The sequence below is a fragment of the Nonomuraea sp. NPDC049714 genome (assembly GCF_044465295.1).
Taxonomy (GTDB): Bacteria; Actinomycetota; Actinomycetes; order Streptosporangiales; family Streptosporangiaceae; genus Nonomuraea.
Genome location: NZ_JBITLM010000004.1, coordinates 542,841 through 569,825 on the forward strand (window position 1 = coordinate 542,841; position 26,985 = coordinate 569,825).

Here is a 26,985-nt window from a genome sequence, read left to right on the forward strand (position 1 = left end):
GGGTATGCGTAAGACAAGCACGTCGGCGTCGGCCGTGATGCTGCTGTTAATGACGGTGGCGGCCTGCGGTGGTCAGGAGCCGACGGTCACACGGGCGACCCCTGCCCCGGCGGCGTCCGCGCCGACCGCCGCCTCTCCTAGGGCCCACGAGCTCCGCAAGAGCGACATCCCGTGGCACGGCACCGGGGATCCGTACAACGCCACGGTGGAGCTGGACGACGGGCGGCGGGTGGCCATGCACTATCGGCGCGGCAAGGGCCTCTACGAACAGCACTCCAGCCTGCGGGCCGCCGGGTGGACGAAGCCGCGCCTGATCTACGGCACCAAGACCGAGGCGTGCCAGGGGATCCACCTGCGGGCGTTCGGCGGGACCGTCACCGCCGTGGCGGACTTCGGCGTCTACTGTTCGGACGGCGAGCCGCCGATGGAGTCCGTCGCGGCCGTGGGCGTGGGCGGCCTGCGCACCTGGGACCACCACCTGACCAGGAGCTTCGACGGCTGGGAGCGGGTGTCGGCGAGCGACGGCGGCAAGGAGGTCACCTTCAGGCGCGGCTCGGCCACGCTGCGATGGAGCCGGTCGGGCGGCTTCTCGAACTAGGACGAAGAGGGAGGCGGCGGCCGGCGAGGCGCGCTCGCCGGCTGACTGATATCGGCACGTGCAACCACGGATCACGTGCAACCACGGATAAAGCACCCTGCAGGCATGCGCATAGGCGGCGTAAGTGGCTAGCAGGCGGATGCGCCTATCAATGGTGATGTACACCCCGAAAAGCACCTGAGGACCTTGGGGGAAACCCAGAAGTCCTCACCCTCAAGGAGTCATCATGCGTCGCTCGATTCGTACCCTGGTCACCCTCGCCGCCGCCACCGCCGCCACCGCCGTGGTCATGGGCGCCCCCGCCTCCGCCTCCACCGACCCCCAGCCGCTGGTCGCCGGCCCGGCCGTGGAGAGCTGGGGTTCGTACTACTCCAGCAACTTCAAGGCCAGGGCCAACGGCACGGTCCGGGTCAACTGGAACGGGGCCGAGACGTCGAACAACGTCCAGGTCAGGGGCCGGCTGTACGACCTGGACTTCCGCACCCTCGCCGAGGGCGGCAAGTGCGCCTTCGTCCAGGTCAAGGTCCACCACCTCTACCAGCCGAACTGGAAGTGGGACAGCGCCCCCTCCTACAAGCTGTGCGACGCCGGCACGGTGAAGCACTTCACCTTCTGGAACCACAACGTGGACAAGGTCCGCATCCGCGTCAGCCAGATCGGCAAGTACAGCGACTACGTGATCAGGAAGGGCGCCTGGCACCAGGTGAACATCTGATCTGACCCGCCGTACCAGGCCCGCTCGCACAACCGCGAGCGGGCCTTCCGCTGCGCGGGACCAGGGCGCCCAGGCGTACGGTCACGTCGAGGCACCAGGCCGTGCCGGGGCCGATCCGGCGTACGTCCCAGGTGAACGCGTCGCCGGCCACGCGCGCCGCGGCCGTGCCCCACCCGGCGCTGTCGAGACCGGTCGCGGTGCCGTCACCGGCGAGCACGAGCTCCTCCACGACGATCGCCTCAGCCTCGCCGGCGCCCGCCTCGGCCAGGATGACGTAATAGTCCAAGCGGTCCAGCAGCGATCTCGCCACACCGGAAGCCTAACCGGGCTTGCGGGCGAGTAGGTTTTCGTCATGGACGAGCGCATTCCTCCCATCTACGACGGCGACGAGCGAGCCATCCTCTACAGCTGGCTCGACTGGCATCGCGAGACCCTCGCGGCCAAGTGCGCCGGACTGTCGGATGAGCAACTGCGCCGCCGGGCCGTGCCGCCGTCGGGCATGTCCCTGCTCGGGCTGGTGCGGCACATGGCGCACGTCGAGCGGGCGTGGTTCCGGCGGATGCTGGACGACGAGGACGTGCCCCTGCTGTACGGCAAGGAGGAGCGGCAGGACGCCGACTTCGACGAGGTCGACGGCGCGTCGGCCGGGGAGGCCATCGCCACCTGGCGTGAGGAGATCGAGCGGGCGCGCAAGGTGTCGGCCGGGCTGCCGCTGGACGCGGTCGCCAAGCGGCAGCGCGACGGCAACGACGTGTCCCACCGGCGGATCCTGGTGCACGTCATTCAGGAGTACGCCCGCCACAACGGCCATGCCGACCTGCTGCGCGAGCGGATCGACGGCAGGACCGGCGAATAGACCAGGCGAACAGACCAAGGGGCTCACCGGATGGACCGTTCGGAGATCATCGACGTGCTGGCCCGTTACACCTACGCCATCGACTCGGGGCGGTGGGACGACCTCGACGAGGTGTTCACCCCGGACGCGGTGATCGACTACCGGTCGGCGGGCGGGATCCGGGGGACGCTGCCGGAGGTCAAGTCCTGGCTGGCGTCCGTGCTCTCCCACTGGCCGGGGCGGCTGCATCTGGTGGGCGCCGCCGTGATCGGCTTCGAGGACGGTGAGGCGGTCGTGCACGCGCCGTTCACCGACACCCTCGCCCCGTCGAGAGAGCTGATCCCCGCGGGGACCGAGGGCCTGCTGCAGGGCGGCGGCTGGTACCACCACCGGATGCGGCGCACCGAGGCCGGCTGGCGGAGCCGGGAGCTGGTGGAGGAGCAGACCTGGCGCACTGCCCAGTAGAACCGCCCGGTAGATCTGGGCATCACGTTCGCCTGAAGGCGGACGAACCGCAAGAATGGCGCGATGAGCGTGGCTGACAGCACGGAGACCGACTGGGTATCCAGGTTCGCGGACGAGGTGATCTCCGAGGCGGAGCGTCGCGCGCCGGGCAAACCGATCGTGTGCGCGTCCGGGCTGAGTCCGTCAGGGCCGATCCATCTGGGCAACCTGCGCGAGGTGATGACCCCCCACCTGGTCGCCGACGAGATCAGGCGGCGTGGGCACGAGTGCGTGCACCTGCTGTCCTGGGACGACTACGACCGTTTCCGCCGGGTGCCCGCGGGCGTCGACCCGGCGTGGGCCGAGCACATCGGCAAGCCGCTGACCTCGGTGCCCGCACCTCCCGGCAGCGCGCACGACTCCTGGGCCGCGCACTTCAAGGCCCCGATGGAGGCCGCGCTGACCGAGCTGGGCGTCGAATACCGGAGCATCAGCCAGACCGAGCAGTACACCTCCGGCGCCTACCGGGAGCAGATCCTCATCGCCATGCGGGAGCGTGACCGGATCGACGCGGTCCTGGCGCGCTACCGGACGAAGGAGACGGTCCAGGAGAGCGCCGCCTACTACCCGTACAAGCCCTATTGCGAGCTGTGCGAGCGTGATCTGACCACGGTCACCGCCTACGACGACGACAGCACCGAGCTGGCCTACACGTGCGCCTGCGGGTTCGGGGAGACCGTGCGGCTGGCCGAGCACGACCGCGGCAAGCTGGTGTGGAAGGTCGACTGGCCGATGCGGTGGGCGTACGAAGGGGTGGTGTTCGAGCCGTCGGGGGTGGACCATCACTCGCCGGGGTCGGCGTGGATCGTCGGCGGGCAGCTGGTGGGCGAGGTGTACGGCGGCGAGCAGCCGATCGGGCCGATGTACGCCTTCGTCGGGATCACCGGCATGGCCAAGATGAGCAGCTCCAAGGGTGACGTGCCGACTCCGGCCGACGCGCTGGAGATCATGGAGGCGCCGGTGCTGCGCTGGCTGTACGCGCGCCGCAAGCCGTCCCAGTCCTTCAAGATCGCTTTCGACCAGGAGATCCAGCGGCTCTACGACGAGTGGGACGCCCTGGGCCGCAAGGTCGCCGACGGGAGCTGCCAGCCGTCGGAGCTGGCCGCCTACAACCGGGCCGTACGGACGGCGGAGAGGCCGCTGCCGGAGACGCCGCGGCCGGTGGCCTACCGCACGCTGGCCTCCATCGTGGACGTCACGACCGGCGACCCCGACCAGACGCTGCGGATCCTGGGCGACCTCGACGCGATCACCTCGCTGGAGGACACCCGGCCGAGGCTGGACCGGGCGCAGCGGTGGATCGACACGCAGGTGGCCGCCGACCAGCGCACCCGGGTGCGCGAGGAGCCCGACGCGGAGCTGCTCGGCTCACTCGGCGACGATGCGCGCGACTCGCTGCGGCTGCTGGTCGAGGGGCTGGACGAGCACTGGTCGCTCGACGGGCTCACCACGCTGGTGTACGGCGTGCCGAAGGTGCGCGCCGGGCTGGCGGCGGACGCCAAGCCGACGCCCGAGGTGAAGACGGCGCAGCGGGCCTTCTTCGCGCTGCTCTACAAGCTGCTGGTCGGGCGCGACACCGGGCCCCGGCTGCCCACGCTGCTGCTGGCGGTGGGTGCGGACCGGGTGCGGAAGCTGGTCGGCGTGTGAAGGGGGTCTTCCTGATCACCGGGATCTCCGCCTCGGGCAAGTCCACGGTCGGGCAGGCGCTGGCCGAGCGGCTGCCCCGGTCGGCGCACGTACGGGGAGACGCGTTCAGGCGCATGGTGGTCAGCGGTGGCGAGGGGATGACGCCGGAGCCGTCGCAGGAAGCGCAGCGGGAGGCGCTGCGCCAGCTTCACCTGCGCTACCGGATCGCGGCGGCCGCGGCGGATCTGTACGTCGAGGAGGGGTTCACCCCGATCGTGCAGGACGTGGTGCTCGGACCGGAGCTGTCGCTGTTCGTGAAGCTGATCCGCACTCGTCCGCTGATGGTGGTCGTGCTGGCGCCCGACGCGGTCACCGTCGAGCGGCGCGAGCGGGAGCGGGCCAAGACGGGCTACGGCGCCTGGACGGTGGCGCAGCTCGACACGGCCCTGCGCCGCGACACCCCGCGCATCGGCCTCTGGCTCGACACCTCGGCGCAGACGCCCGCCGAGACCGTCGAGGAGATCCTGGCGAGGGCCGACGAGGCCGTGGTCGTCTGAGGAGTCGCCGACGAAGTCGGCAAAGGGTCGGCCGCCAAGGGGCCGGCTAGCGGGACTTGCGGCCGGTGCGCGGCCTGGGGGCCCGTCCGGGAGGCAGGACCTCGACGGAGGTCTTGCGGATGTGGTCGTAGACCAGCGAGGTCCGCACGTCGGCGATGTTGCGGTGGCGGGCGACGTGATCGAGGACGAAGTCGCGCAGATGGGTGGTGTCGCGGACGGCCACCTGGATGATGAAGTCGTCGCCGCCGGACACCACGAAGACGGCGAGCGTCTCGGGCAGCGCGGCGACGTAGTCGCGGAATCCCTCCACCGCCTCCCGGATCTTCGGATGCAGCCGGACGTGGATGAGCGCCTGCACCGGCCTGCCGATGGCGTCGAGGTTGACCTCGGCGTGGAAGCCCTCGATCACGCCGTCGCCGCGCAGCGAGCGCACCCGTTCGAGGCAGGTGGAGGCGGCGATGCCGATGCGTTCGGCGAGTTCGCGGTTGGTCTGGCGGCCGTCACGCTGCAGCTCGACCAGGATGGCCGTATCAAGTTCGTCCACGGGCCCATGCTCTCACGATGTTCCGAACTTTCTTCGGAATGGGCCTGTTGACGTTGCTCCATCGCCGAGACAAGCGCGAGTCTTCCTTAGCAAGTTCGGACAGAGGGAGACCTTGATGGTCATCATGGAGATCGACCGCCGCAGCGACCTGCCTACGAAGAAGCTGCCGGTCAAATGGGTGATCGTGGTGGATCGCGACCTGCCCCGCGGGCTGCAGGCGAACGCGGCGGCGTGTCTGGCGGCGTCGGTGAGCCAGGCGGCGCCGGCGATCCTGGGCTCGGGCGGGTTCGACGCCTCCGGTCAGGCTCACGCGGGCCTGCCGTGGACCGGCTGCACGGTGCTGGCCGCCCCGGCCGCGGTCGTCAAGCGCGTCAGGGACGACGCGGCGGGCGATCCGGAGCTGCTCGTCACGGACATGGCGGCGATCGCGCAGCGGGCCGACGTCTACGACGACTATCTGGCCGAGCTCGCCGGCGCCGCCGTGGAGGACCTGTCGTACTTCGCCGTGAGCCTGCTCGGGCCGCGCGCGGAGGTGGAGCGCCACACGGGCAGACTGCCCCTGCTACGCTAGCCGCACATATTTGACCTATCAGGTCAAGTCGGACAACAGTGCTCCTGAATCACATGTGACCCCAGGTCACGGGAAGAAAACAGTCCCAGGTGAACACATAGGTCCGCAATCAATGCAAGGCGTAGTCAAGCGACTTGCATGTGTGATGGTGAACCTTGACCACATGAACAGGCAGCCCTTCTCCGTCAGCGTAAGCGTCATCGTCCCCGCGATGAACGAGGCCGACAACCTGCCCCACGTCTTCGCGACCCTCCCCTCATGGATCGACGAGGTCATCCTCGTCGACGGCAACTCCAGCGACGACACCGTCGCGGTGGCGCGCACCCTCCGCCCCGATCTGCACGTGGTCACCCAGACCAGGCGCGGCAAGGGCAACGCGCTCATCGAAGGCTTCGCGGCGGCCAAGGGCGACATCATCGTCATGATCGACGCGGACGGATCCACCGACGGCAGGGAGATCTTCTCGTTCGTCACCGCGCTCGTCGACGGCGCCGACTTCGCCAAGGGCTCCCGCTACGCGCCCGGCGGGGGCTCCGACGACCTCAGCCGACTCCGCTCGCTCGGCAACAGAGCCCTGACGGGCCTGACGAACCTGCTGTACGGCACCTCGTACACGGACCTGTGCTACGGCTACAACGCCTTCTGGGCCCACCACCTCGCCGCCCTCGACCTCGACTGCGACGGCTTCGAGATCGAGACCCTGATGAACGTCCGCGCCGTCCAGGCCGGTCTGACCATCCGGGAGGTGCCCAGCCACGAGCGCTGCCGCATCCACGGCGAGAGCAACCTGCACGCCGTGCGCGACGGCCTGCGTGTGCTCAGGACGATCCTGCGCGAACGATTTCGCGCGGCGGACGCGCCCAGGACCCAGGTGGCACTCGTGAAGTGAGAGATGACATCCTCTGAATCATGCGCTACATCGTGATCGGAGCGGGGGCGATCGGCGGCACCATCGGAGCCCGGCTGCACCAAAGCGGGCACGACGTGCTGCTGATCGCCCGGGGGCCCCACTACGAAGCGTTGAAGAGTGCGGGCCTGCGCCTGATCACCCCGCACGACGACCTCCGGATGCACATCCCCGTGGCGGCCGGCCCGGTGCCGGTCCGCGAGGACGACGTGCTGATCCTGGCGACCAAGTCCCAGGACACGGTGGCCGCGCTCGACCCGTGGCCCAGGCACCTGCCCGTGGTCTGCGCGCAGAACGGCGTCGAGAACGAACGCGTCGCCCTGCGTAGGTTCGACCGGGTCTACGGCATGTGCGTGTGGCTGCCGGCCCAGCACACCGAGCCCGGCGTCGTGGCCTGCTACGGATCACCGCGCTCGGGTCTGCTGCACATCGGCTGCTACCCGCACGGCGCCGACGCGATGGCCAAGCAGATCGCCACCGACCTCGACGGCAGCTCCTTCATCGCGCTGCCCTCGCCCGAGGTGATGCGCTGGAAGTACGGCAAGCTGCTGGGCAACCTGAACAACGCCGTCGAGGCCCTCGTCGGCCACGGGCCCGGCGTGGAAGAGATCATGGAGCAGGCCCGTGCGGAGGGCATGGCGGTGCTCGAAGAGGCCGGCCTCGTCTACTCCACGCCCCGCGAGGAGCGCGAGCTCCGCCGCGACCGGGTGGAGGTGCTGCCGATCGGCGGCGAGACCCGCGACGGCGGATCGTCCTGGCAGAGCCTCGCCAGGGGCACCGGCTCGATCGAGGCCGACTACCTCAACGGGGAGATCGTCCTGCTCGGCCGCGAGCTCGGCATCCCCACCCCGGCCAACGCGGTGCTGCAGCGCGAGGCCAACAGGTTCGCGCGGGAGAGGCGGCGGCCGGGCTCGATGGAGCTGGAGACGCTGTCCGGGCTCATCGACGAGCGTTCCGCAGCCGGATCCCGCTGAACTCCAGCGTGCTCGCCGTCACCTGGCTCCAGAAGGGCCAGAGGTTGTCCAGCACGCGGAGCTGGATCCCGGCCTGCTCGTGCAGCTCCAGCAGGTCGCTGACCGGCTCCGGCGGGCCGAGCGGCCGCACCGGCACCCGCGCGACGACGGCGTGCGCGGGCTCCCCGACGGGCGAGAAGTGCTCGGCGGGCAGCCGGTAGGCGTACAGGCGGACATCCATGATCGCCCTGAGCCAGCCGTACTCGACCGCGTGCACCCGGTCCCCGCTCCCGGCGCCGATGATCCTCCCGGCGTCCTCCTCGGTGGTTCTCGGGCCCTTCCAGGCCATGGCTCGCGGGCAGGCGCGGGGGAACCAGTAGTCAGGGCAGCGGTCGGCGGCGACCGCCCAGACGTACGGCTCGCGTAGCTGCGAGGTCGGCGCGACGTGCGGGACGAACCGCTCGATGGTCGGATCTTCGGAGAAGTGCAGCACCTGGCCCGGCTCCGGTCTCATGAACGCCATCATCTCCGCAACCCCCTGCCACAGAGGGCATACCGCGCCGGAGTGTGGGCAGTTGAGACTCGCCTGAGACAAGGGGTGAGTTCAAATGATCTTCCTGGGTCTGTTACTGGTTCTGCTCGCCGGTGCCGCGGTCGTGTTGATCGCCACCGAGGAGAGCGCTAGGTATGTCCTGTTCGGCGTCACCTTCGAGCCGAACCACATCGAGATGTTTCTCGCGGGCGCGGCCACGGCGGCCGTCCTGCTGGTGGGCATCTGGCTGATCGCACAGGCTTCGCGCAGGTCGGCGCAGCGCCGTCGCCGGCTGCGCAGCGTCCGCGCCGACGCCTCCGACCGCGTGGCCAAGCTGGAGGAGGAGAAGCGGGAGCTGGAGCGCAAGCTCGAACACGAGCGCACCACCGACGACCGGCTGGTCGCCGGCCGCACGGAGAAAACCGCGCGGTGACCTCACCGGCGCGGGGGCCGGCCGCCCTCGCGCCGGAGGATCCGCCCGGAGATTCGCGGCATTCCGGCATGGGGGGTGTAATCTGCGAGGCGCTCTCCTCATGCACCCGGAGGTCGCATGCCCCCCACACGTGGCCGCCCTATCGCGATCAAACTCCTCATCCTCCTCCTCGTACCCCTGACCTCGCTGGTCGGCCTATGGGCCTTCGCCGCCGCCCTGACCGCGGGCGACGGGCTGCGCATGCTGGAGATCGACGAGCTGGCGACCAACCTCGCGGCCCCCTCCGAACAGCTCACCACCCACCTGCAGAACGAGCGCCTGTCCTCGGTGCAGTACGTGACCGCGCGACGCAACAACACCGGGCTGGTCGTCCAGCGCGACATCACCGACAAGGCAGTGCGGTCCTTCCGCGAGCTGGCCGGCGCGCAGCGCAACCTCAGCCCGGAGATGACCGCGCAGCTCACCAACCTCTACCGCAAGCTCGACCAGCTCCCTCAGCTCAGGCGCGAGGTCGACAGCCTCAACTCCACCCCGCTCGACCTGATCAACGGCTACAGCCAGATCGTGGACGCGTCCTTCCGCCTGTACGACGCGATGATCCTGGTGCCCGAGATGTCGCTCTACCGCAACGTCAAGGCGCTGGCCATGCTGGGCGAGGCCAAGGAGCTGCTGTCCCGCGAACGGGCCATGATCACGCTGATCGTCAGCCGGGGCAGGATGGGCACCGGCGAGCGTGAGGCCTTCGCCGACATGGTCGCCACCCGGCGCCTGCTCTGGTCCCAGGCGCTGTCCAACCTCGACGACGAGCTGCGCACGCCGTACCAGCGGCTCATCATCTCGCCGATCTACACCGAGTTCATCGAGACCGAGGACGCCATGAAGGGGCAGGCCATCATGAACGGCCTGCCCGCCACCGCGGCCACCTGGCCGGTCGACGCGAACAACCTGTGGAAGGCCATCGAGCGCAACCAGCGCAACTCCAGCCAGGCCGTCGCGGAGCGCATCACGCCCGCCGCCGCCGGCATCCTCGCCAAGATCGGCGTGGCGGGCGGCGCCGGGCTGCTCGCCGTGGTCGCCTCCATCCTGCTGTCGCTGCGCTTCCGCAAGCGCCTGGTACGCGAGCTCGCCGGACTGCGCGACGCCGCCACCGAGCTGGCCGAGGTGCGGCTGGTCCAGCTGGTCGATCGGTTGCGTACGTCCGCGAACCCGTCCTCGTCGGCCGAGGTCGAGCCGCTGGAGGTCAAGGCCGAGACCTCCGAGGTACGCGACATCGTCCAGGCGTTCAACAACGTGCAGTCCACGGCCGTGGAGGCCGCGGTGAGCCAGGCCAGGCTGCGCCACGGCGTCAATCAGGTCTTCGTCAACCTGGCCAGGCGCAACCAGTCGCTGCTGCACCGCCAGTTGCTGCAGCTGGACGGCATGGAGCGGGGCACCGAGGACCCGACGGTGCTGGAGGACCTGTTCAAGCTCGACCACCTGACCACCCGTATGCGCCGGCACGCGGAGAGCCTGATCATCCTGTCGGACCAGACGCCGGGCCGTGGCTGGCGCAACCCCGTGCCGATCATGGACGTGCTGCGCGCCGCCGTGGCCGAGGTGGAGGAGTACCAGCGGGTGGAGGTGCTGCAGCCGCCGCCGCTGGCGCTGACCGGCGCCGCCGTCACCGACGTCGCGCACCTGATGGCCGAGCTGGTCGAGAACGCCACGCTGTTCTCGCCGCCGCGGACCCGGGTGGACCTGCGCACCACGGCCACCCCGAACGGGCTCACCGTCGAGGTGGAGGACCGCGGCCTGGGCCTGCCCCGGACCGAGCTCGACGAGCTCAACACCCGTCTCGCCGAGAAGCCGGAGTTCGACCTGGCGCAGAGCGACCGGCTGGGCCTGTTCGTGGTCGGCCGGTTGGCGTCCCGGCACGGGATCAAGGTCTCGCTCAGCCCGTCGCCCTACGGCGGTCTGACCGCGAGCGTGTTCCTGCCGTCGTCCCTGCTGACGGACCTGGCGGTGCCGGCCGGGCGCTAGAGCCTGAGGAACGGCTCGCTGAAGTGGGCGGTGGCGAGGATGGCGTGCTCGGCCCGCAGCTCGGCGAGCACCTCGGCGCGAGTGGCGGCGGCCCGGTCCGGGTCGTCGTCGTAGAGGTAGCGCACGGCCGGGTCGTCGAGCTGCACCGGGTGGAGCACGAGATCACCGGTCATGGCGAGGTCGCCGGCCCGGGCGATCTGGTGCCCGGGCGTGTGTCCGGGCGCCAGGTGGACGCGCACGCCCGGCGCGATCTCCGCGTCGCCGTCGACGACCTGCAGCTGCCCCTTGAGCGGGGTGACGACCTGGTCGAGCATCGGGCCGCGGGCGGCGTCGAACTCGGCCTGCTGGAGCACGTAGCGGGCGTTCTCGAACAGCGGCCGCCCGTCGGCGACGGCCCCACCGGCGTGGTCGCTGTGCAGGTGCGTGAGGATCACGGTGCCGATCTCGGCGGGCTCGACGCCCGCGGCGGCCAGCTCGCCCCGCAGGGTGCCGGGAACCGGCGCCCAACTCGACGCCGGTGAGTCGACGCCGCCGATGCCCGTGTCGACGAGCGTCAGACGGCCGGCGGGATCGCGGAGCAGGTAGCAGTGGAAATGGAGGGTCCACTGCGCCTCGGCGAGACTCCCTCCCGGGAACATCTCCGCCAGCGGGCGGCGGATCGCCTCCCCCATGGGGCCCACGGCGTCACAGAGCGGCGTCACTTCGACGCCCGCGATGACCTTCGACTGGTGCGGCATCCGCCCAGACTAGGCGGCCACGGGGTGACGCGGAACGTACTCGTTCTCCAGGTCCGCGGCGAAGACGGCGCGGCAGCAGTGGGCGCACCGGTACATGATCGGGCCCTCGTCGAGCTCGTTGTGACAACGTGGGCAGTGGGTGGTGTTCATGTCATCCCCCTAGGATTCTTCTTCTTCCATGGAAGCCCGTACGCATTGCAAAGGTCCTGCAGAACGCTTGAGGGCTTCGTGTCGTTCTTCACACCCGGCGTGGCGACGTCCCGCCCGCGGTGGAGTGACAAGAACATTGTTACGGACTGCTACCCCAAGCGCGGGTAAAGACACGAGAACCGCCCGGGAATAGCTCAACAGGGCTAGGCGTTGACTGGGCAGCGACGTGTGATACGTTGCGTCCAGCGTTGAGCTCAGGCTCCGCTGTTTCCTTCCCCGGGCCCCCTTGCAGAGGCCGGCACGGGCTTCTTCATCACTTCACCGCCGACTCCGTTCGGCGCACCCTCAAGGGGTCACCATGTCTGTCAACACCCTTCCCCGTCAGCGTGCCCACACGTCCGACACCAGTCAGGTCGCGGGCCTGCTGGACGTACAGGACCGGGCCGCCTTCATCCGCACCGGAAACCTGCCCGCACCCGACGACGTCCGGCTGCACCCGGACAAGGCCAAGCAGCTCGGGCTGCGCCCCGGCGACCATGTCGTCGCCTCGGCGAGCGGCGGCAAGCTGGTCGGCGTCGAGGCCGTCAACGGCCGGACCGAGTGGCGGCACCGGCCGCACTTCGGCGACCTGACGCCCGTGCACCCGCGCGAACGCCTCCACCTGGAGACCGAGTCGCTCAGCACCCGCGTCATCGACCTGTTCGCGCCCATCGGCAAGGGCCAGCGCGGCCTCATCGTCGCCCCGCCCAAGGCCGGCAAGACCATGGTCCTGCAGGCGATGGCGGCCGCCATCACGCGTAACCACCCCGACGTGCACCTCATGCTGCTCCTGGTCGGCGAGCGGCCCGAAGAGGTCACCGACATGCGCGCCTCGGTGCGCGGCGAGATCTTCTCCTCCACCTTCGACCACCCCGACCGTGACCACACCCGCATCGCCGAGCTGGCCATCGAGCGGGCCAAGCGGCTGGTCGAGAACGGCGAGGACGTCGTCCTGCTGCTCGACTCCCTGACGCGGCTCGGCCGCGCCTACAACAACGTGGCGCCCGGCGGCGGGCGCGTGCTCACCGGCGGCCTCGACGCCACCGCCCTGTACCCGCCCAAGCGCTTCTTCGGCGCCGCGCGCAACGTGGAGGGCGGCGGCTCGCTGACGATCCTCGCCACCGCGCTGGTCGACACCGGCTCCCGGATGGACAACAGTCTGTACGAGGAGTTCAAGGGCACCGGCAACATGGAGCTGCACCTGGTGCGCGACCTGGCGGAGCGCCGCCTGTACCCCGCCGTCGACCTCGACGCCTCCGGCACCCGGCGGGAGGAGATCCTCCTGCCCGAGCGGGAGCGCCGGGCCGTGTGGCGGCTGCGCCGCATGCTGGGCTCGCTGGGCAGGCAGCAGGGCCTGGAGATGCTCATCGGCAAGCTCCGCGAGACCACCTCCAACGCCGAGTTCATCCTGCAGGCGAGTATGTGACCGACAATGAACACATGCTGGCCGACATCGTCGAACATCTCGCCTGCCCCGTCTGCCGACGGCCGCTGCGGCTGGAGCACCCCGCGCTCAGGTGCGCGAACGGGCACGGCTACGACGTCGCCAAGCAGGGATACGTCAGCCTGCTGGTCGGCTCCCGGCCACCGGGCACGGCCGACAGCACGGCCATGGTCGCCGCCCGCGCCGACTTCCTGAACGCGGGCCACTACGCCCCGCTCGCCCGAGCCCTCGCCCAGGCCGTGAGCGCCAGGGTCACGCGTGATTTTCCCGCCGAATCGTTCGCACACCCGGCTGACGGCAGCGCGACGGAGGCGTACGGTGGGGCGGAAGTGAGCATTGGTCATGAAAGGCGACAGGCGTGGCTGGGAAGGCGGCCGGTCGTCGTCGACGCGGGCACCGGGACCGGTTACTACCTGGCGGCCGTGCTCGAAGCGACGGCGCAGGGCATCGGGATGGCGTTCGACGTGTCCAAACATGCCGTACGCCGGGCCGCGCGGGCGCATCCCCGGCTGGGCGCGTTCGTGGCGGACGTCTGGCGGCCGCTGCCGATCCTGGACGGGACGGCGGATGTGGTGATCAACGTGTTCGCACCCAGGAACGGGCCCGAGTTCCGCAGGATTCTGCGGCCCGGTGGCGCGGTGATCGTCGTGACCCCCGCGCCGGAGCACCTGAGTCCGCTGGTCGAGGAGCTGGGACTGCTCTCGGTGGACGCCGAGAAAGAGAGCCGGCTGGCTCGCAGCCTGGAAGGGTTCACCGAGGCGCGGCGGCGGGAGGTGGCGTTCGACATGGAGCTGGGACCTGCCGACATCCTCGGAGTGGTGGGGATGGGGCCCAGCGCGTGGCACACTGACACAGCCCAGCTAGAGCAACGGATTTCGTCCTTTTTCTCCCGCAACGGCGGGAAAAGGCGGGAAAAAGTGGTCGCGAGGGCGAGATTTCACCTATCTACCTTCGAGGTGACATCTGAGTCAAGGGATGTCGCTTGACGGGCGTATGAGGCACATGTTACTGATGGGGCATTTAGTCCGAAATTCCCCCACATTCCTGGAGTATTTCCGCGACGCAGGCGCAATACTGGACGGCAGCCCACGCCCTGAAGGCACGGGTTAGCAGAGGGAGGGGGCGCGACCGGATGAAGGCCGAGGAACGCTGGCACGCCAGGTTCCGGGCGTCGCGCATGTCGCTGCCATCCTGGGCACGTCTGGCCCCCAACCGCTCGATCTACCGCTCCAACGTCACCGGGACGTGGGAGGTCTACGCCTGGGACCGCGCGACCGGCGCCACCCGCCAGGTCACCGACAGGCCCCGCGGCACCGTCCACGCCGCAATCGACCCGACCGGCCAGTGGATCTACTGGTTCGCCGACACCGAGGGCGAAGAGGTCGGCGTGTGGCAGCGCCAGCCGTTCAACGGCGGCCCCGACGAGCCCGCCGCCCCCGACCTGGCACCCGGCCAGCCGAGCGGCATCGCCCTGTCGGCCACCGGCGTCACCGCGATCAGCCTGGCCGGCGAGGGCGCCTTCACCATCCACCTGGTCTCCAAGGGCCAGCCGTCCCGCCTGCTGTACGAGCACACGGAGGCCGCCTGGGTCGCCGACATGTCGCTGGACGGCGAGCTCGTCGCGATCAACCACGGCGAGTACGGCGACTTCCGCCACCCCGCGCTCCGCGTCGTCCGGCAGTCCGGAGAGGTCGTCGGCGAGCTCCACGACGGCCCCGGCAAGGGCGTGGCCGGCCTCACCTTCGCCCCCGTGCCGGGCGACCACCGCATGCTCGCCCTGCACGAGCGCCGCCACCGTTCCGAGCCCCTGGTGTGGGATCCGGAGACCGGCGAGCAGCGTGAGATCTGGCTGCGGGACACCGGCGACCTGACCGCCGACTGGTACCACGACGGCCGTGGCCTGCTGCTGCGCCGCGACGACCGGGCCCGCACCTACCTGCACCGCTACGACCTGGCAGGCGGCGGGCTGACCCTGATCGAGACGCCGCTCGGCGTGATCGAGGAGGCGACGCCCCGCCCCGGCGGCTACGTCGAGTACTCCTGGTCGAGCGCCTCCCGCCCGCCCGTCATCCGCTCCACCAACGGCCAGGTCGTGCTGAACGCCGGCGGTCCCGCCGCGCCGCCGAGCGTCCCGGTCGAGGACCTCGACGTCGAAGGCCCCGGCGGGCGCATCCACGCGCTCGTCTCGCGGCCGGAGAACGCCGTCGCGCCCTTCCCCACCGTCTTCCTCCTGCACGGTGGCCCGTCCAAGCACGACCGTGACGCCTTCTCCCCGGAGGTGGCGGCCTGGGTCGACGCCGGCTTCGCCGTGGTCCGGGTCAACTACCGCGGCTCGACCGGCTACGGCTCCAAGTGGCGCGACGCCCTGTACGGCGAGGTCGGGCACATCGAGCTCGCCGACGTCGCGGCGGTGCGCCAGTACGTCGTCGATCGCGGCATCTCCGATCCCGGGCGGCTCATCCTGGCCGGCACCGCCTGGGGCGGCTATCTGACGCTGCTCGGCCTCGGCACCCAGCCGGGCCTGTGGGCCGCCGGGATCGCGGCCGTCCCGATCGCCTGCCACCGCACCTCCTACGAGGACGAGACAGGGAGCCTGCGCGCGCACCACCGGGCGCTGTTCGGCGGCTCGCCGGACGAGCATCCGGAGCGCTACGCCGCCAGCTCGCCGATCACCTACGTCGACCAGGTCAAGAGCCCCGTGCTCATCCTGTCCGGCGAGAACGACCTGCGCTGCCCGCTGCGTCAGATCAACCAGTACGTCAGCCAGCTGGCCGAGCACGGCCGCGAGCACGAGGTCTACACCTACGACGCCGTCCGGGAGAGCCTGGTGGTCGCCGAGCGCCTCGCGCAGACGACGCTGCAGCTGGAGTTCGCCCGCAAGCACGTGAACGGCCGCTGACGAGCACTGGCAAGCACTGACGGGCACGGGGGCACTGACGAGCGCTGACGTGTGACCCGGCGGTCAGCGGGCGCGCAGGACCAGGATGGCCAGGTCGTCGGCGCTCGGCTCGACCGCGAAGTCCGCGGCCCCTCTGCGGATCCGCTCGGCCACGGCTCTGGCCGACAGCCCCGCGCACTCGGCGAGCATCTTGGCCAGGCCGCCGTCGTCGTCGAGCAGGCGGCCGTCCGACCGCCGCTCGGTCACCCCGTCGGTGACCGCGAGCAACACGTCGCCGTGGTCGAGGTGGATGGTGTCGGCCTCGAACACCACCTCCTGGAAGACGCCGAGCAGCGACTGCGGGGTGGTCACCGCCTCCACCTCGCCGTTCGCCCTGAGGCACAGCGCCTCGGGGTGACCGGCGGACACCAGCCGCACCTCCAGGCCCGTCTCCACCGGCGTGATGTCGCCGTGCAGCAGGGTCAGGAACCTGGCCCGCTCCCCCTCTTCGAGGATCGCCTGGTTGAGGCGGCCGAGCACGGCGGCCACGCCGTAGCCCTCGCGGGCGAGCAACCGCAGTGTGTGGCGGGCCAGACCGGTGACGGCGGCGGCCTCGGGACCGGTGCCGCAGACGTCGCCGATCGCGAACCGCCAGCAGTCGTCGCCGGCCTTGAACAGGTCGTAGAAGTCGCCGCCGACCTCGTTGACCTCGCCTGCGGGCTCGTAGACGACGCCGTAGTCGAGGCCGGGCACCTCCGGCTCGCTCGGTGGCAGCAGGCTGCGCTGCAGGGCGCGGTTGGCGGCGGCCTGCTGGGCGTACACCCTGGCGTTGTCGGTGGCCAGCGCGGCGCGCCTGCCGATGTCCTCGGCGAACTGGATGACCTCGTCGGTGAAGCGGTCGGGCCGGCCCAGGCACATCACCCCGAGGCCGCGGCCCCTGGCGGTCAGCGGGACGGCGAGCACCTGGGAGTCGGCCAGGTGGAAGGTCGAGGCGACGCGGGTGCCGACGGCGCTCACGTCCATCTCGGCGAGCTGCTCGCGCAGCCCGTCGATCCTGGCCTCGTCGGCGTGCCACAGGTAGACCAGGCGCAGCGGCCCGGACGCGCTGTCGGCGGTGTAGACGGCGCACCAACTGCTCAGCCGGGGCACCACGATCTGGGCGATGATGGCGGGCACCATGTCGGGATCGAGCGTGCCGGCCAGCAGATCGCTGGCGTCGGCGAGGAAGCCCAGCCAGTGTGGCCCTCTGGAGGTGTGCTCCAGCCACTCCGAACCCACTTGGTCCGGAGAGCCAGGTAGCGTGAGCCTAGCCCAGTGGACACGGGAATCGCCCGCGAAGGTGATCCCCCACTGCTCCACGTTGACGGAAGGAGCCTTCGGATCGCCCTGTGACGTGCTTCGCTGCCTCAGCTCGACCTGGACAGCATCTCCGTAATGCTTCCAGATCATCTCAAACGGCTCGTCTACGACCTGTGCCGCAAGATCGCCCGCGACCTGCTCGGCGATATGGAGCATGCCTCCGGTGGCCCACGCGGTCATCACCTCGCGCGTGAACCTCATCGCATCCATCACAGCGGTCTCGTCGGGCGCGAACGTAGCCGCGAGCACCGCATGAGCAGAAGCAGTCATCCCACCGTGCCTACCACACTTCCCGTTGACTTGGGGTAAATCCAAGGACAGGACTACGAGCTACTCATCGTGACAGACTTGAATCACTCGTCGGAGTCACCCGCGAGTGAAGGAGGCCCCATGACAACGGCCAAGACCGTGCCGACTGCTGAGGAGAGGACCTACACCGAGGCGGATCTCGTCCCGATCCTGGAGACGCTGTTCTCCTGGCGTGACGGTGACTTCCGGCGTCGGGTCCCGCACGCGCCTGACGGCGTGCTCAGCGAGGTGCGGTTGCTGCTCAACGAGGTGGCAGACCGTCGTGAGCACCTCACCAACGAACTGAGCAGAGTACGCCGAGAGGTTGTCAAGGAAGGCCGGTTCGGCGAGCGGCTGACGCCGGGGCCGGGCGTGGGGGCCTGGGCCGAGAGCGTGGAGTCGGTCAACGCGCTGATCGACGCCCTCGTCAGCCCGGTGAGCGGCGCCGCGGACGTCATCGACGCGGTTGCGAAGGGTGACCTCTCGCGCCGGATCGACCTCGACCGCTCGGCCCGCGGTGAGGTGCGCCGGCTCGGCAAGGCCATCAACGGGATGGTGGACCAGCTCGCCCTGTTCAACTCCGAGGTGACCCATGTGGCCAGGGAGGCCGGCACCGAGGGACGGCTCGGCGGCAGCGCCAACCTGCGGGGCATGTCCGGGAGCTGGCGCGACCTCACCGAGGCGGTCAACACCATGTCGTCCCGCGTGGCCGCGCAGGTGCGCGACATCGCGGTGGTGACCACCGCGGTGGCCAAGGGCGACCTGAGCCGCAAGGTGACGGTCGACGCGGTGGGCGAGATGTTCGAGCTGAAGAACACCGTCAACACCATGGTCGACCAGCTGTCCGGCTTCGCCGAGGAGGTGACCCGAGTCGCCCGCGAGGTCGGCACCGAGGGTCAGCTCGGCGGCCAGGCGCAGGTGACGGGCGTGTCGGGCGTCTGGAAGGACCTCACCGACAACGTCAACTTCATGGCCAACAACCTGACCTCCCAGGTGCGCAGCATCGCCACCGTGGCGACCGCGGTGGCGCAGGGCAACCTGTCCAAGAAGATCACCGTCGATGCCCAGGGCGAGATCCTCCAGCTCAAGGACACCCTCAACACGATGGTGGACCAGCTGTCCTCCTTCGCCGACGAGGTGACCCGAGTCGCCCGCGAGGTCGGCACCGAGGGCAAGCTGGGCGGTCGCGCCGAGGTCAAGGGCGTGTCGGGCGTCTGGAAGGACCTCACCGACAACGTCAACTCGATGGCCAACAACCTGACGTACCAGGTCCGCAACATCGCCCAGGTGACCACGGCCGTCGCCAACGGCGACCTCACCCGCAAGATCGACGTCGACGCCCAGGGCGAGATCCTGGAGCTCAAGTCGACCATGAACACGATGGTCGACCAGCTGTCGTCCTTCGCCTCCGAGGTCACCCGAGTCGCCCGCGAGGTCGGCACCGAGGGCCAGCTCGGCGGCCAGGCGCAGGTACGCGGCGTCTCCGGGGTCTGGAAGGACCTCACGGAGAACGTCAACTCGATGGCCAACAACCTGACCTCCCAGGTGCGCCAGATCGCGGCGGTGTCGTCGGCGGTGGCGCAGGGCAACCTGTCCAAGAAGATCACCGTCGACGCCCAGGGCGAGATCCTCCAGCTCAAGGACACCCTCAACACGATGGTGGACCAGCTGTCCTCCTTCGCCGACGAGGTGACCCGAGTCGCCCGCGAGGTCGGCACGCAGGGGCAGCTCGGCGGCCAGGCGCGGGTGCAGGGCGTGTCGGGCGTCTGGCAGGACCTCACCGACAACGTCAACTTCATGGCGAACAACCTGACGTACCAGGTGCGCAACATCGCCGAAGTGACCACCGCGGTCGCCAACGGCGACCTCACCCGCAAGATCGACGTGGACGCGCAGGGTGAGATCCTCGCGCTGAAGACCACCATCAACCGGATGGTCGACCAGCTGTCGTCCTTCGCCTCCGAGGTCACCCGAGTCGCCCGCGAGGTGGGCTCCGAGGGCCAGCTCGGCGGCCAGGCCCGCGTCGAAGGCGTCGAAGGCACCTGGAAGCGGCTCACCGAGAGCGTCAACGAGCTGGCGGGCAACCTCACCACCCAGGTCCGCGCCATCGCCACCGTGACCAGCGCCGTGGCGCGCGGCGACCTGACCCGCTCGATCGCCGTCGAGGCGCAGGGCGAGCTGGCGGAGCTCAAGGACTACATCAACTCGATGGTGGCCAACCTCCGCGAGACCACCCAGGCCAACCAGGAGCAGGACTGGCTCAAGTCCAACCTGGCCCGCATCTCCCGGCTCATGCAGGGTCACCGCGACCTGTTCGAGGTCGCCAAGCTGACGATGAGCGAGCTGACGCCACTGGTGTCGGCCCGCTACGGCGCCTTCTACGGGGTCGACCCCGAGGGCGAGCACGAGCTGCTGCTGATCGGCGGCTACGGCGTACGGCCCGAACGGGGCCCGCGCCAGCGCTTCGCCATCGGCGAGGGCATCGTCGGCCAGGCGGCCGCGGAGGGCCGCCACATCATCCTCGACGACGTGCCACCGAAGTTCATCACCATCGACAGCGGGCTCAGTCAGTCGACCCCCGCGCAGATCGTGGTGCTGCCGATCCTGTTCGAGAGCCGCGTGCTCGGCGTGCTGGAGCTGGCCTCCTTCACCCCGTTCGGCGAGGTCCACCTGGACTTCCTGACGCAGCTCGTGGAGACCATCGGCGTCACCATGAACACGATCATCGCCAACTCGCGGACCGAGGACCTGCTGACCGAGTCGCAGCGCCTCACCCGCGAGCTGCAGGAGCGCTCCCACGAGCTGCAGCGCCAGCAGGAGGAGCTGCGCAGGTCCAACGCCGAGCTGGAGGACAAGGCGGCCCTGCTGGCCAAGCAGAACCGCGCGATCGAGATCCAGAACTTCCAGATCGAGCAGGCCCGCCGGACTCTGGAGGAGCGCGCCGAGCAGCTCGCGGTCTCCTCCCGCTACAAGTCCGAGTTCCTCGCCAACATGTCCCACGAGCTGCGCACGCCGCTCAACAGCCTCCTGGTGCTGGCCAAGCTGCTCACCGAGAACGCCGAGGGCAACCTGACCTCGCAGCAGGTCGAGTTCGCCCGCACCATCCACGGCGCCGGCTCGGCGCTGCTCCAGCTCATCAACGACATGCTCGACCTGTCCAAGGTCGAGGCGGGCCGGATGGACATCCACCCGATCCAGGTGTCGCTGCCGAAGCTGGTCGACCTGCTGGAGGCGGCGTTCGCCCCGCTGGCGGCCGACAAGGGCCTGACGCTCACCGTGGACGTCGATCCGGACGTGCCGCAGGAGCTGCGCGCCGACGAGCAGCGCCTGCAGCAGGTGCTGCGCAACCTGCTGTCCAACGCGGTGAAGTTCACCCCGAAGGGCGAGGTGAAGCTGCGGGTGGTGCCGGCCCCCGACGACGTCGACTTCGACGACGAGACCCTGCACGCCGCCCACGACCTGCTCGCCTTCCAGGTGGTCGACACCGGCATCGGCATCGCGCCGGACAAGCGCGAGGTCATCTTCGAGGCGTTCAGGCAGGCCGACGGCACCACCAGCCGCAAGTACGGCGGCACCGGCCTCGGCCTGGCCATCTGCCGGGACATCGCCCGGCTGCTCGGCGGCGAGATCCACGTGGACAGCGAGCTGGGCAAGGGCAGCACGTTCACCCTCTACCTGCCCGCCTCCTACACCGGCCCGCTCGCGGCCACCGACGGCGGCGCGCCCCGCAGGCAGCTCATGACCGCCTCCGTCGAGGAGCCCGAGGCGCCGGAGCCCCCGATGCCGCTGGACCTGCCGCTGCCCGAGCTGGTCGAGGCGCCGGTCGAGAGCAGCCAGTGGCAGGGCGACGACCCGCTCAGCGGCGCGAAGATCCTCATCGTCGACGACGACATCCGCAACGTGTTCGCGCTGACCAGCGTGCTGGAGCGACACGGCTCCACGATCGTCTACGCTGAAAACGGACGTGAGGGGATCGAGCAGCTCGAACGGAACGAGGATGTCGCGCTCGTGCTGATGGACATCATGATGCCGGAGATGGACGGCTGGGCGACGACGTCCGCCATCCGGCGCATGCCGCAGTTCGCCGACCTGCCGATCATCGCGCTGACCGCCAAGGTCATGCGCGGAGACCGTGAGAAGAGCATCGCCTCGGGCGCATCGGACTATGTGCCCAAGCCGGTCGATGTGGATCGCCTGCTCGAAAGGCTGCGCGGCTGGCTCAGCCGAGGGCGGACCCCCGTGACCGACTCATCACCCGAAGGGTCGTGATCGATGTCCGATCGAGCGAAGATCCTCCTGGTCGATGACCGCGAGGAGAATCTGATCGCGCTTGAGGCCATCCTCAGCTCGCTCGACCTGGTGCCGGTGCGCGCCAGGTCCGGCGAGGAGGCGCTCAAGGCGCTGCTCAACACCGAGTTCTCGCTCATCCTGCTGGACGTGCGGATGCCCGGCATGGATGGGTTCGAGACCGCCGCGCACATCAAGCGGCGTGAGCGCACCCGTAACATCCCGATCATCTTCCTGACGGTGGTCGACAGCGCGCCCGACTACGCCTTCCGGGGCTACGCGGCCGGCGCCGTCGACTACCTCACCAAGCCGTTCGACCCGTGGGTGCTGCGGGCCAAGGTGTCGGTGTTCAGCGAGCTGTACAACATGAACAAGCGGCTCGCCGAGCAGGCCTCCCTCCTGCGCGACCGCCTCGCCGGCGAGCTGCCGCCGGGCGCGGGCGAACAGGGCGCGGTCCTGCCGGAGCTGTCCCGGCGGCTCACAGCCGTCGAGGAGGAGCTCGCCCGGGTGCGCGAGCTGGCCCGCAAGTCCCAGGATCCCGCCCTCACCAGCCCCCTCACCGACCTCGCCGACCGCGTCGCCAGCCTCCGCTCCGGCTTCGACGCCCTCGCGTAACAACCCCTCCTCGGGCACCTTCCCTCGGCAAGCCCCTCTCCTCCGGGGCCACTCTGGGAAAGCCCCTCCTCCCAAAGGAACTTCTCGCCTCTCGGGGCCGCTCTGGCGGAGACCTCTCCTCTCGGAGGAGATGCTTTTACGGCCTGCCCGGGAGGGCCCGCCCGCCGGCGACGCCGTCTGGGGGGTCGCTGCTGTCAGTGTCTGGCGCGTTCGAGGGCGTCCCAGAAGCCGCGGCGCAGGGCGTGGCGGACCTCGTCGTGCAGGAGGAAGTCGATCGGGAGGGAGGAGCCCTGGAGCAGGCGGGCCTCCAGGTCCGAGGGCATCCGGGGTTTGCGGGCGAGGACGGCCTCAAGCCAGAGGGCGGGGGCGTCGCGGGCCACGGACTCGCCGAAGTCGTGGCCTTCCCGGTGGGCGGACTTGACCGCGTCGGACAGCGTGGTGGCTCCGGCCGTGGCGGCGGACGGCGGCGCGACGGGCGCGGACTGCGGGCCCGTGTAGGCGCCGAGCTGTGACGGCTGGTAGGTGCCGCTGCTGGCCGGGGAGGAGAACTGGCCGGTCGTCGGCGACTGCTGCTGCATGGGGCCGGTGGCCGGCGCCGACTGCTGCGAAGGCGAGGGCGAGGGCGGATCGGGATAGGAGTAGGTGGGCAGCGCGGGCGGATTGGAGGACTGCCCGCGGCCGGCGGAGGGACCGTTGGAGGACGGCTGGCTCTGCGCCTGGGCGCCCGAGTGGTGGGCGGCGTGACTGCCGGAGTGCGGCGAGGCGTGGCTGCCGGTGCTCGACGAGGCGGACGGCAGCGACGACTGCATCGCCGACGGCAGCGACGGGGCCGGCAGCGAAGGCGGCGGCGACGAGGTGGCGGGCGGCAGCGAGTGGGAGCCGTGGCCGTTGCTGACCGCCTGGTGGTGGCCGTTGGACGCCTCGCTCGTGCCGGTCACCAGGGTGACGTAGGGGCGCAGGTTGGCGCCGCCGAGCTCGATGAGGTCGTCGCTCTCCTGCCTGAGCGTGCGGGACACGGCCCAGCTCGCGTCGGCGGCGATGTGCACCACGGTGACCCTGATGCCGAGGTCCTGCGCATCGCAGACCACCTGGGCCAGGTCCTCGTCGCCGCTGACCACGACCGCGTCGCAAATGGCGCTGTTGCGGGCCAGGGTCATCAGGTCGCGGTGGACCTGCGCGTCGACGCCCTCGCGGCGGCCCGGCCGGATGCGCGACAGGCGCAGCTTGAGGCCGGGGATGTCGGCGAGCACGTCGTGCTCGGGGGTGCGGCGGCCTTCGACCGTCGCTTCGTACCAGTAGCAGCGCAGCAGCGGCAGGCCGGTACGCTCACCTGACAGGCCCGACAGGAGCTGCAGCAGACCTGGGTAGTCCCAGGAGACGGATTCGCGATGGCGGGTCCCATGTACGGCCATCGCGCCGTCGGCCAGCAGATAGCCAGCGTCCACGAACAGCGCGCAGCGATCCACTGACACCGCCCCTTTCTTGGTGGTCCGACTTGCTGGCTCTGCACCGTCAGAGCCGGACTCGGCGGCCCTGTCTCAGGGTAATGAAAGCTGGTGATCGTGCGAGGGTTAATCCCGACGATTCGCCCCTGGACCTGCGCGGTGCCTCGCCAATTAGGCGAACCGTACCAGTTTGTCCTGATATCGGTCACGGTCGTGCTCGCACACTCACGGCGGCGACTCCGAACAGCACGACGTCCTTCTCCGCGACGATCGCCAGCCCCGGGCGGGCCCTGAGTTCGGCGCTGACCGTATCGACGTCGACACCGAACGTCATCTCCGCCACACCGTTGGAGGAGCCGTCGAACACGTTCGCCGGATCCCGGTCGCCCCCGGCCGGCTCCAGTGGGCCGGAGCCGAGCGACACCTTGTCACCGCCGAGGTCGGCGTCGCCCTCCCAGGTCACCAGCTCCGCCCTCGCGGGCGAGCCGGCGGGCTCCAGCCCACCGAGCGGCATCCGTACCGGCCCCGTCCCGCCGCCGATCACGGCGGCGCCGTCGAGCACGACAGCCTGGCTGTACGGCCTGCGCGGGTCGGTGACGACCACCACGAGACTCCACCCCGCGTGCCCCCCGAGCCCAGCACGAACAGCCACCCCCACCGGCGCGACGGCTTCCGCCGGCGGGCGTGTCCCAGGGTCGGACTGCGGGTCGCCCATCGGCGCAGCCGCCTCGTCGGATGACGGATCGGATTCGTAGTCGGATTCGTAGTCGGATGGCAGGGCGCCCATCGGTGCGTCCGCCGCCCACCAGGTTCCCTGGCGGCGGACGCCGCCGACCAGGCCGGTGACGTCCGCGTACGCCTGGTAGGCGGGTCCTGCGGGCAGGTCGCGGTGGGCCACCTGGCTGGGGAGGATGGTCACGTAGCGCTTGCGGCCCGGGGGCCTGAGCTTGATGGGGCCGGCTTCTGTGGCGGTCGCGGACCAGTAGAGGCCCGCCCAGACGACGCGGCCCCCCTTGGGCAGGGCGAGTTCGGCTCCGCTGGAGGCGTGGGTGCCGGCCGCCCTGTCCTCGTCGAGCAGGCGCATCGGCCACAGGTCGTTGTCACGCTGGTCTCCCCTGCGGAGCCGGGCCTCCAGGCAGTCCTCGCGCTCGGCCGGGCAGGTCAGGAACGAGTTGCCGACCGCCCTGACGGTGACCTTGCCGTCGGCGGCGAATCTGGCGGGGACACCGGAGGGCCGCACCCCCGTGGCGGCCCTCGCGGTGAGCTTGACGGAGCCGGCCTCGACCCGCAGGGCAGGCCTCTTACCCACCGGCGCCTCGGCGGCCACCTGCACCCGCAGGAACACCGCCGTCCTGCGCCCCGGAGCCAGCGGCCTCCTGGCACACCTCGCTCCGCTCCCGGCCGGACGGCACGACCAGCCGTCCGCGATCCCCACCGGCCGTACGGGAGCGCCCCAGCCGCCCGCCGCGACCGCCACCCCACTCCCGGTACGACCACCTGACGCGACCTGCGCCACCCTGCCGACACGGCCCGGCCGGGCCGAGTGGGTCTCGGGGGGCGCTCCTGCTTCTCGCAGGCCATCGGCGGGCGCAGGCTGGGTGATCGGGGTGACGCTGTCGGGGCGGGGGGTCACCAGGGTGACGCCCGGTGGCAGTTCGATGGCCGTGTAGATCCCCTCGCTGGGTGCGTCGCCGTCGTTGTGGAGGCGCATGGCGACGATCCCGCGCTGGGCGCGTACCAGCGAGCCCATGACGGCGATCGTGGCGCGCAGGCCCGCTCCGGCCGGTTCGGGGCGGTCGTGGGCGGGAGGCGCGGCGGGTTCGCGGGCGGGGACGCGTTCGGGAAGGGGCGTGGGCAGGACGTGGGAGGGGGTCAGGGGCGGCGCCTGGAGGGGTGACGGCTGGACGGACCCCGCGGATCGGGTGACCGGGGCCGGCGGGTCGGCGGGGACCAGGGCGAAGGAGGCGGCCACGGCCAGCACCGTGGCGGCCCCGCCGGCCACGACGAGCCACTGCCGGCCGGGCAGCCGCCGCATCAGGCCGAGGGCGCGTGGCAGGCCGCTCGTCATCAGCCAGCCGTGGGCGAAGCCGGGCTCGGTCATCGCGGTGGCGTAGCCGGCGGCGGCCGTGCCGAGGACGAGAGGGCCGACGACGGCGCGCAGGCTCCGGTTGACCTCGGTCAGCTCCCGCAGGACGGTGTGGCAGCCGGAGCAGTCGCTCACGTGCTCGTCCACGGCCTTGGCGTCGCGCCGGGTCAGCCCTCCCCTGACGTACGCGCCGAGCCTGCCGAGCACCGGCCTGCACTCGGGCGGCGGCGAACTCGCGAGGTGGGCCTGCAGGTAGGCCTGGCGCAGGCCTTCGCGGGCCCGGTAGGCGAGCGCGGCCACCCCGTTGGTCGACAGGCCCAGCAGGGGCGCGACGTCGGCGGGCCGGGCGCGCTCGACCTCGGTGTGCCAGAGGACGGCGCGCCACCGCTCGGGCAGCGACAGGTAGGCCTTGGCGATCAGCGAGCCTTCGAGCCCGGTCAGCGCCGGGTCGGTGAAGGGCATGCCGGGGTCGAACAGCTCGACCTCGCCGCTCGTCACCTGGTGGATCTGGACCCGGGAGCGGTCGTGGACGGTCCGGCGGACCACGGTCAGCAGGTAGGTCCTGAAGGCGGTGTCCGGCCCGCCGCCGCGGCCCACCAGGTCCAGGATCTTGGTGAAGGACTCGGCGACCACGTCCTCGACCTCGTCCTCACCGTGGACGAGCTGGCGGGCCAGGGCGCGGGCGGCCGCGACGTGGCGCTCGTAGAGCCGGCCGTAGGCGGGGGCATTGCCCGCTCTGACGGCATGAAGGAGCTCTGTGTCGCTCTGCGGTGATTCCACACTCATAGTGACCTCGCGGTTACGAACCGTTGCCCGCACAGTCATTCCGCACCCACCCCCATGGTTAAACCGAACGCGCCTCT

At 70.5% G+C, this 26,985-nt stretch carries 24 protein-coding genes; 16 read left to right on the forward strand and 8 right to left on the reverse strand.

The window, feature by feature from the left end; genetic code table 11:
* Window positions 1-4: 4 nt before the first annotated feature.
* Both ACIBQX_RS20200 and ACIBQX_RS20205 read left to right on the forward strand, forming a co-directional pair.
* A complete protein-coding gene (locus ACIBQX_RS20200) occupies window positions 5-598 on the forward strand; it encodes a hypothetical protein (protein WP_397006535.1) in 594 nt (197 codons plus the stop codon).
* A 226-nt stretch (window positions 599-824) separates the two neighbouring features.
* Window positions 825-1,313, forward strand: a complete 489-nt coding sequence (locus ACIBQX_RS20205; protein ID WP_397006537.1) for a hypothetical protein — start codon at window positions 825-827, stop codon at window positions 1,311-1,313.
* On the opposite strand, the gene ACIBQX_RS20210 is transcribed toward ACIBQX_RS20205, so the two are convergent.
* Window positions 1,279-1,623, reverse strand: coding sequence for a hypothetical protein (locus ACIBQX_RS20210; RefSeq protein WP_397006539.1), 345 nt, complete (start codon window positions 1,621-1,623; stop codon window positions 1,279-1,281). The two genes, ACIBQX_RS20205 and ACIBQX_RS20210, sit on opposite strands and share 35 nt — an antisense overlap.
* Before the next feature lie 42 nt (window positions 1,624-1,665).
* Between ACIBQX_RS20210 and ACIBQX_RS20215 the strand changes: the two genes are divergently transcribed.
* From ACIBQX_RS20215 to ACIBQX_RS20230, 4 genes are all read left to right on the forward strand, one after another.
* Window positions 1,666-2,169: a DinB family protein gene (locus tag ACIBQX_RS20215; RefSeq protein ID WP_397006541.1), complete on the forward strand. Its 504-nt coding sequence runs from the start codon at window positions 1,666-1,668 to the stop codon at window positions 2,167-2,169.
* Between the two features lie 30 nt (window positions 2,170-2,199).
* Entirely contained in the window at window positions 2,200-2,613 is a 414-nt protein-coding gene (locus ACIBQX_RS20220) for a nuclear transport factor 2 family protein (protein WP_397006543.1), read from the forward strand.
* A 63-nt stretch (window positions 2,614-2,676) separates the two neighbouring features.
* Window positions 2,677-4,299 carry a lysine--tRNA ligase gene (gene lysS / locus ACIBQX_RS20225; protein WP_397006545.1) on the forward strand — a complete coding sequence of 541 codons (1,623 nt, stop codon included), beginning with the start codon at window positions 2,677-2,679 and terminating at the stop codon, window positions 4,297-4,299.
* Window positions 4,296-4,835, forward strand: coding sequence for an AAA family ATPase (locus ACIBQX_RS20230; RefSeq protein ID WP_397006547.1), 540 nt, complete (start codon window positions 4,296-4,298; stop codon window positions 4,833-4,835). Before lysS ends, ACIBQX_RS20230 begins: the two co-directional genes overlap by 4 nt.
* 46 nt (window positions 4,836-4,881) lie before the next feature.
* Here the strand turns inward: ACIBQX_RS20230 and ACIBQX_RS20235 are convergent, their stop codons facing one another.
* Window positions 4,882-5,379, reverse strand: coding sequence for an Lrp/AsnC family transcriptional regulator (locus tag ACIBQX_RS20235; RefSeq protein WP_397006549.1), 498 nt, complete (start codon window positions 5,377-5,379; stop codon window positions 4,882-4,884).
* A gap of 115 nt (window positions 5,380-5,494) precedes the next feature.
* On the opposite strand from ACIBQX_RS20235, the gene ACIBQX_RS20240 reads away from it, so the two are divergent.
* The 3 genes from ACIBQX_RS20240 (at window position 5,495) to ACIBQX_RS20250 (ending at window position 7,831) form a co-directional block, all read left to right on the forward strand.
* Window positions 5,495-5,950 carry a DUF2000 domain-containing protein gene (locus ACIBQX_RS20240; RefSeq protein ID WP_397006551.1) on the forward strand — a complete coding sequence of 152 codons (456 nt, stop codon included), beginning with the start codon at window positions 5,495-5,497 and terminating at the stop codon, window positions 5,948-5,950.
* Between the two features lie 163 nt (window positions 5,951-6,113).
* The gene (locus ACIBQX_RS20245) at window positions 6,114-6,839 is read left to right on the forward strand and encodes a glycosyltransferase family 2 protein (RefSeq protein ID WP_397006553.1); all 726 of its coding nucleotides are present in this window, start codon (window positions 6,114-6,116) and stop codon (window positions 6,837-6,839) included.
* Window positions 6,840-6,859: 20 nt separating this feature from the next.
* Window positions 6,860-7,831, forward strand: a complete 972-nt coding sequence (locus ACIBQX_RS20250) for a ketopantoate reductase family protein (RefSeq protein WP_397006555.1) — start codon at window positions 6,860-6,862, stop codon at window positions 7,829-7,831.
* Here the strand turns inward: ACIBQX_RS20250 and ACIBQX_RS20255 are convergent.
* Entirely contained in the window at window positions 7,797-8,324 is a 528-nt protein-coding gene (locus ACIBQX_RS20255; RefSeq protein WP_397006557.1) for a DUF6886 family protein, read from the reverse strand. The genes ACIBQX_RS20250 and ACIBQX_RS20255 overlap by 35 nt on opposite strands.
* A gap of 94 nt (window positions 8,325-8,418) precedes the next feature.
* Here ACIBQX_RS20255 and ACIBQX_RS20260 point away from each other — a divergent pair, with 94 nt between their 5' ends.
* Entirely contained in the window at window positions 8,419-8,775 is a 357-nt protein-coding gene (locus ACIBQX_RS20260; RefSeq protein WP_397006559.1) for a hypothetical protein, read from the forward strand.
* Window positions 8,776-8,892: 117 nt separating this feature from the next.
* Entirely contained in the window at window positions 8,893-10,794 is a 1,902-nt protein-coding gene (locus tag ACIBQX_RS20265; RefSeq protein WP_397006561.1) for a nitrate- and nitrite sensing domain-containing protein, read from the forward strand.
* On the opposite strand, the gene ACIBQX_RS20270 is transcribed toward ACIBQX_RS20265, so the two are convergent.
* Both ACIBQX_RS20270 and ACIBQX_RS20275 read right to left on the reverse strand, forming a co-directional pair.
* Window positions 10,791-11,531 (reverse strand): MBL fold metallo-hydrolase, encoded by a 741-nt coding sequence (locus ACIBQX_RS20270; protein ID WP_397006563.1) that lies wholly within the window; start codon window positions 11,529-11,531, stop codon window positions 10,791-10,793. The genes ACIBQX_RS20265 and ACIBQX_RS20270 overlap by 4 nt on opposite strands.
* Window positions 11,532-11,540: 9 nt before the next feature.
* Window positions 11,541-11,681: a hypothetical protein gene (locus tag ACIBQX_RS20275; RefSeq protein ID WP_397006565.1), complete on the reverse strand. Its 141-nt coding sequence runs from the start codon at window positions 11,679-11,681 to the stop codon at window positions 11,541-11,543.
* A gap of 358 nt (window positions 11,682-12,039) precedes the next feature.
* Here ACIBQX_RS20275 and rho point away from each other — a divergent pair, with 358 nt between their 5' ends.
* From rho to ACIBQX_RS20290, 3 genes are all read left to right on the forward strand, one after another.
* A complete protein-coding gene (gene rho / locus ACIBQX_RS20280) occupies window positions 12,040-13,146 on the forward strand; it encodes a transcription termination factor Rho (RefSeq protein WP_397006567.1) in 1,107 nt (368 codons plus the stop codon).
* The gene (locus ACIBQX_RS20285; RefSeq protein WP_397006568.1) at window positions 13,143-14,150 is read left to right on the forward strand and encodes a putative RNA methyltransferase; all 1,008 of its coding nucleotides are present in this window, start codon (window positions 13,143-13,145) and stop codon (window positions 14,148-14,150) included. Before rho ends, ACIBQX_RS20285 begins: the two co-directional genes overlap by 4 nt.
* Window positions 14,151-14,296: 146 nt before the next feature.
* Window positions 14,297-16,063 (forward strand): prolyl oligopeptidase family serine peptidase, encoded by a 1,767-nt coding sequence (locus tag ACIBQX_RS20290; protein ID WP_397006570.1) that lies wholly within the window; start codon window positions 14,297-14,299, stop codon window positions 16,061-16,063.
* Between the two features lie 63 nt (window positions 16,064-16,126).
* Here the strand turns inward: ACIBQX_RS20290 and ACIBQX_RS20295 are convergent, their stop codons facing one another.
* Entirely contained in the window at window positions 16,127-17,320 is a 1,194-nt protein-coding gene (locus ACIBQX_RS20295; RefSeq protein WP_397006572.1) for a PP2C family protein-serine/threonine phosphatase, read from the reverse strand.
* A gap of 471 nt (window positions 17,321-17,791) precedes the next feature.
* On the opposite strand from ACIBQX_RS20295, the gene ACIBQX_RS20300 reads away from it, so the two are divergent.
* Together ACIBQX_RS20300 and ACIBQX_RS20305 are read left to right on the forward strand one after the other, a co-directional pair.
* Window positions 17,792-21,958 (forward strand): HAMP domain-containing protein, encoded by a 4,167-nt coding sequence (locus tag ACIBQX_RS20300; RefSeq protein ID WP_397006574.1) that lies wholly within the window; start codon window positions 17,792-17,794, stop codon window positions 21,956-21,958.
* A gap of 3 nt (window positions 21,959-21,961) precedes the next feature.
* Window positions 21,962-22,591, forward strand: coding sequence for a two-component system response regulator (locus ACIBQX_RS20305; RefSeq protein ID WP_397006576.1), 630 nt, complete (start codon window positions 21,962-21,964; stop codon window positions 22,589-22,591).
* Between the two features lie 194 nt (window positions 22,592-22,785).
* On the opposite strand, the gene ACIBQX_RS20310 is transcribed toward ACIBQX_RS20305, so the two are convergent.
* Window positions 22,786-24,063, reverse strand: a complete 1,278-nt coding sequence (locus ACIBQX_RS20310; protein WP_397006578.1) for an NYN domain-containing protein — start codon at window positions 24,061-24,063, stop codon at window positions 22,786-22,788.
* A gap of 178 nt (window positions 24,064-24,241) precedes the next feature.
* Window positions 24,242-26,908 carry a sigma factor gene (locus ACIBQX_RS20315; RefSeq protein WP_397006580.1) on the reverse strand — a complete coding sequence of 889 codons (2,667 nt, stop codon included), beginning with the start codon at window positions 26,906-26,908 and terminating at the stop codon, window positions 24,242-24,244.
* Between the last annotated feature and the right edge of the window lie 77 nt (window positions 26,909-26,985).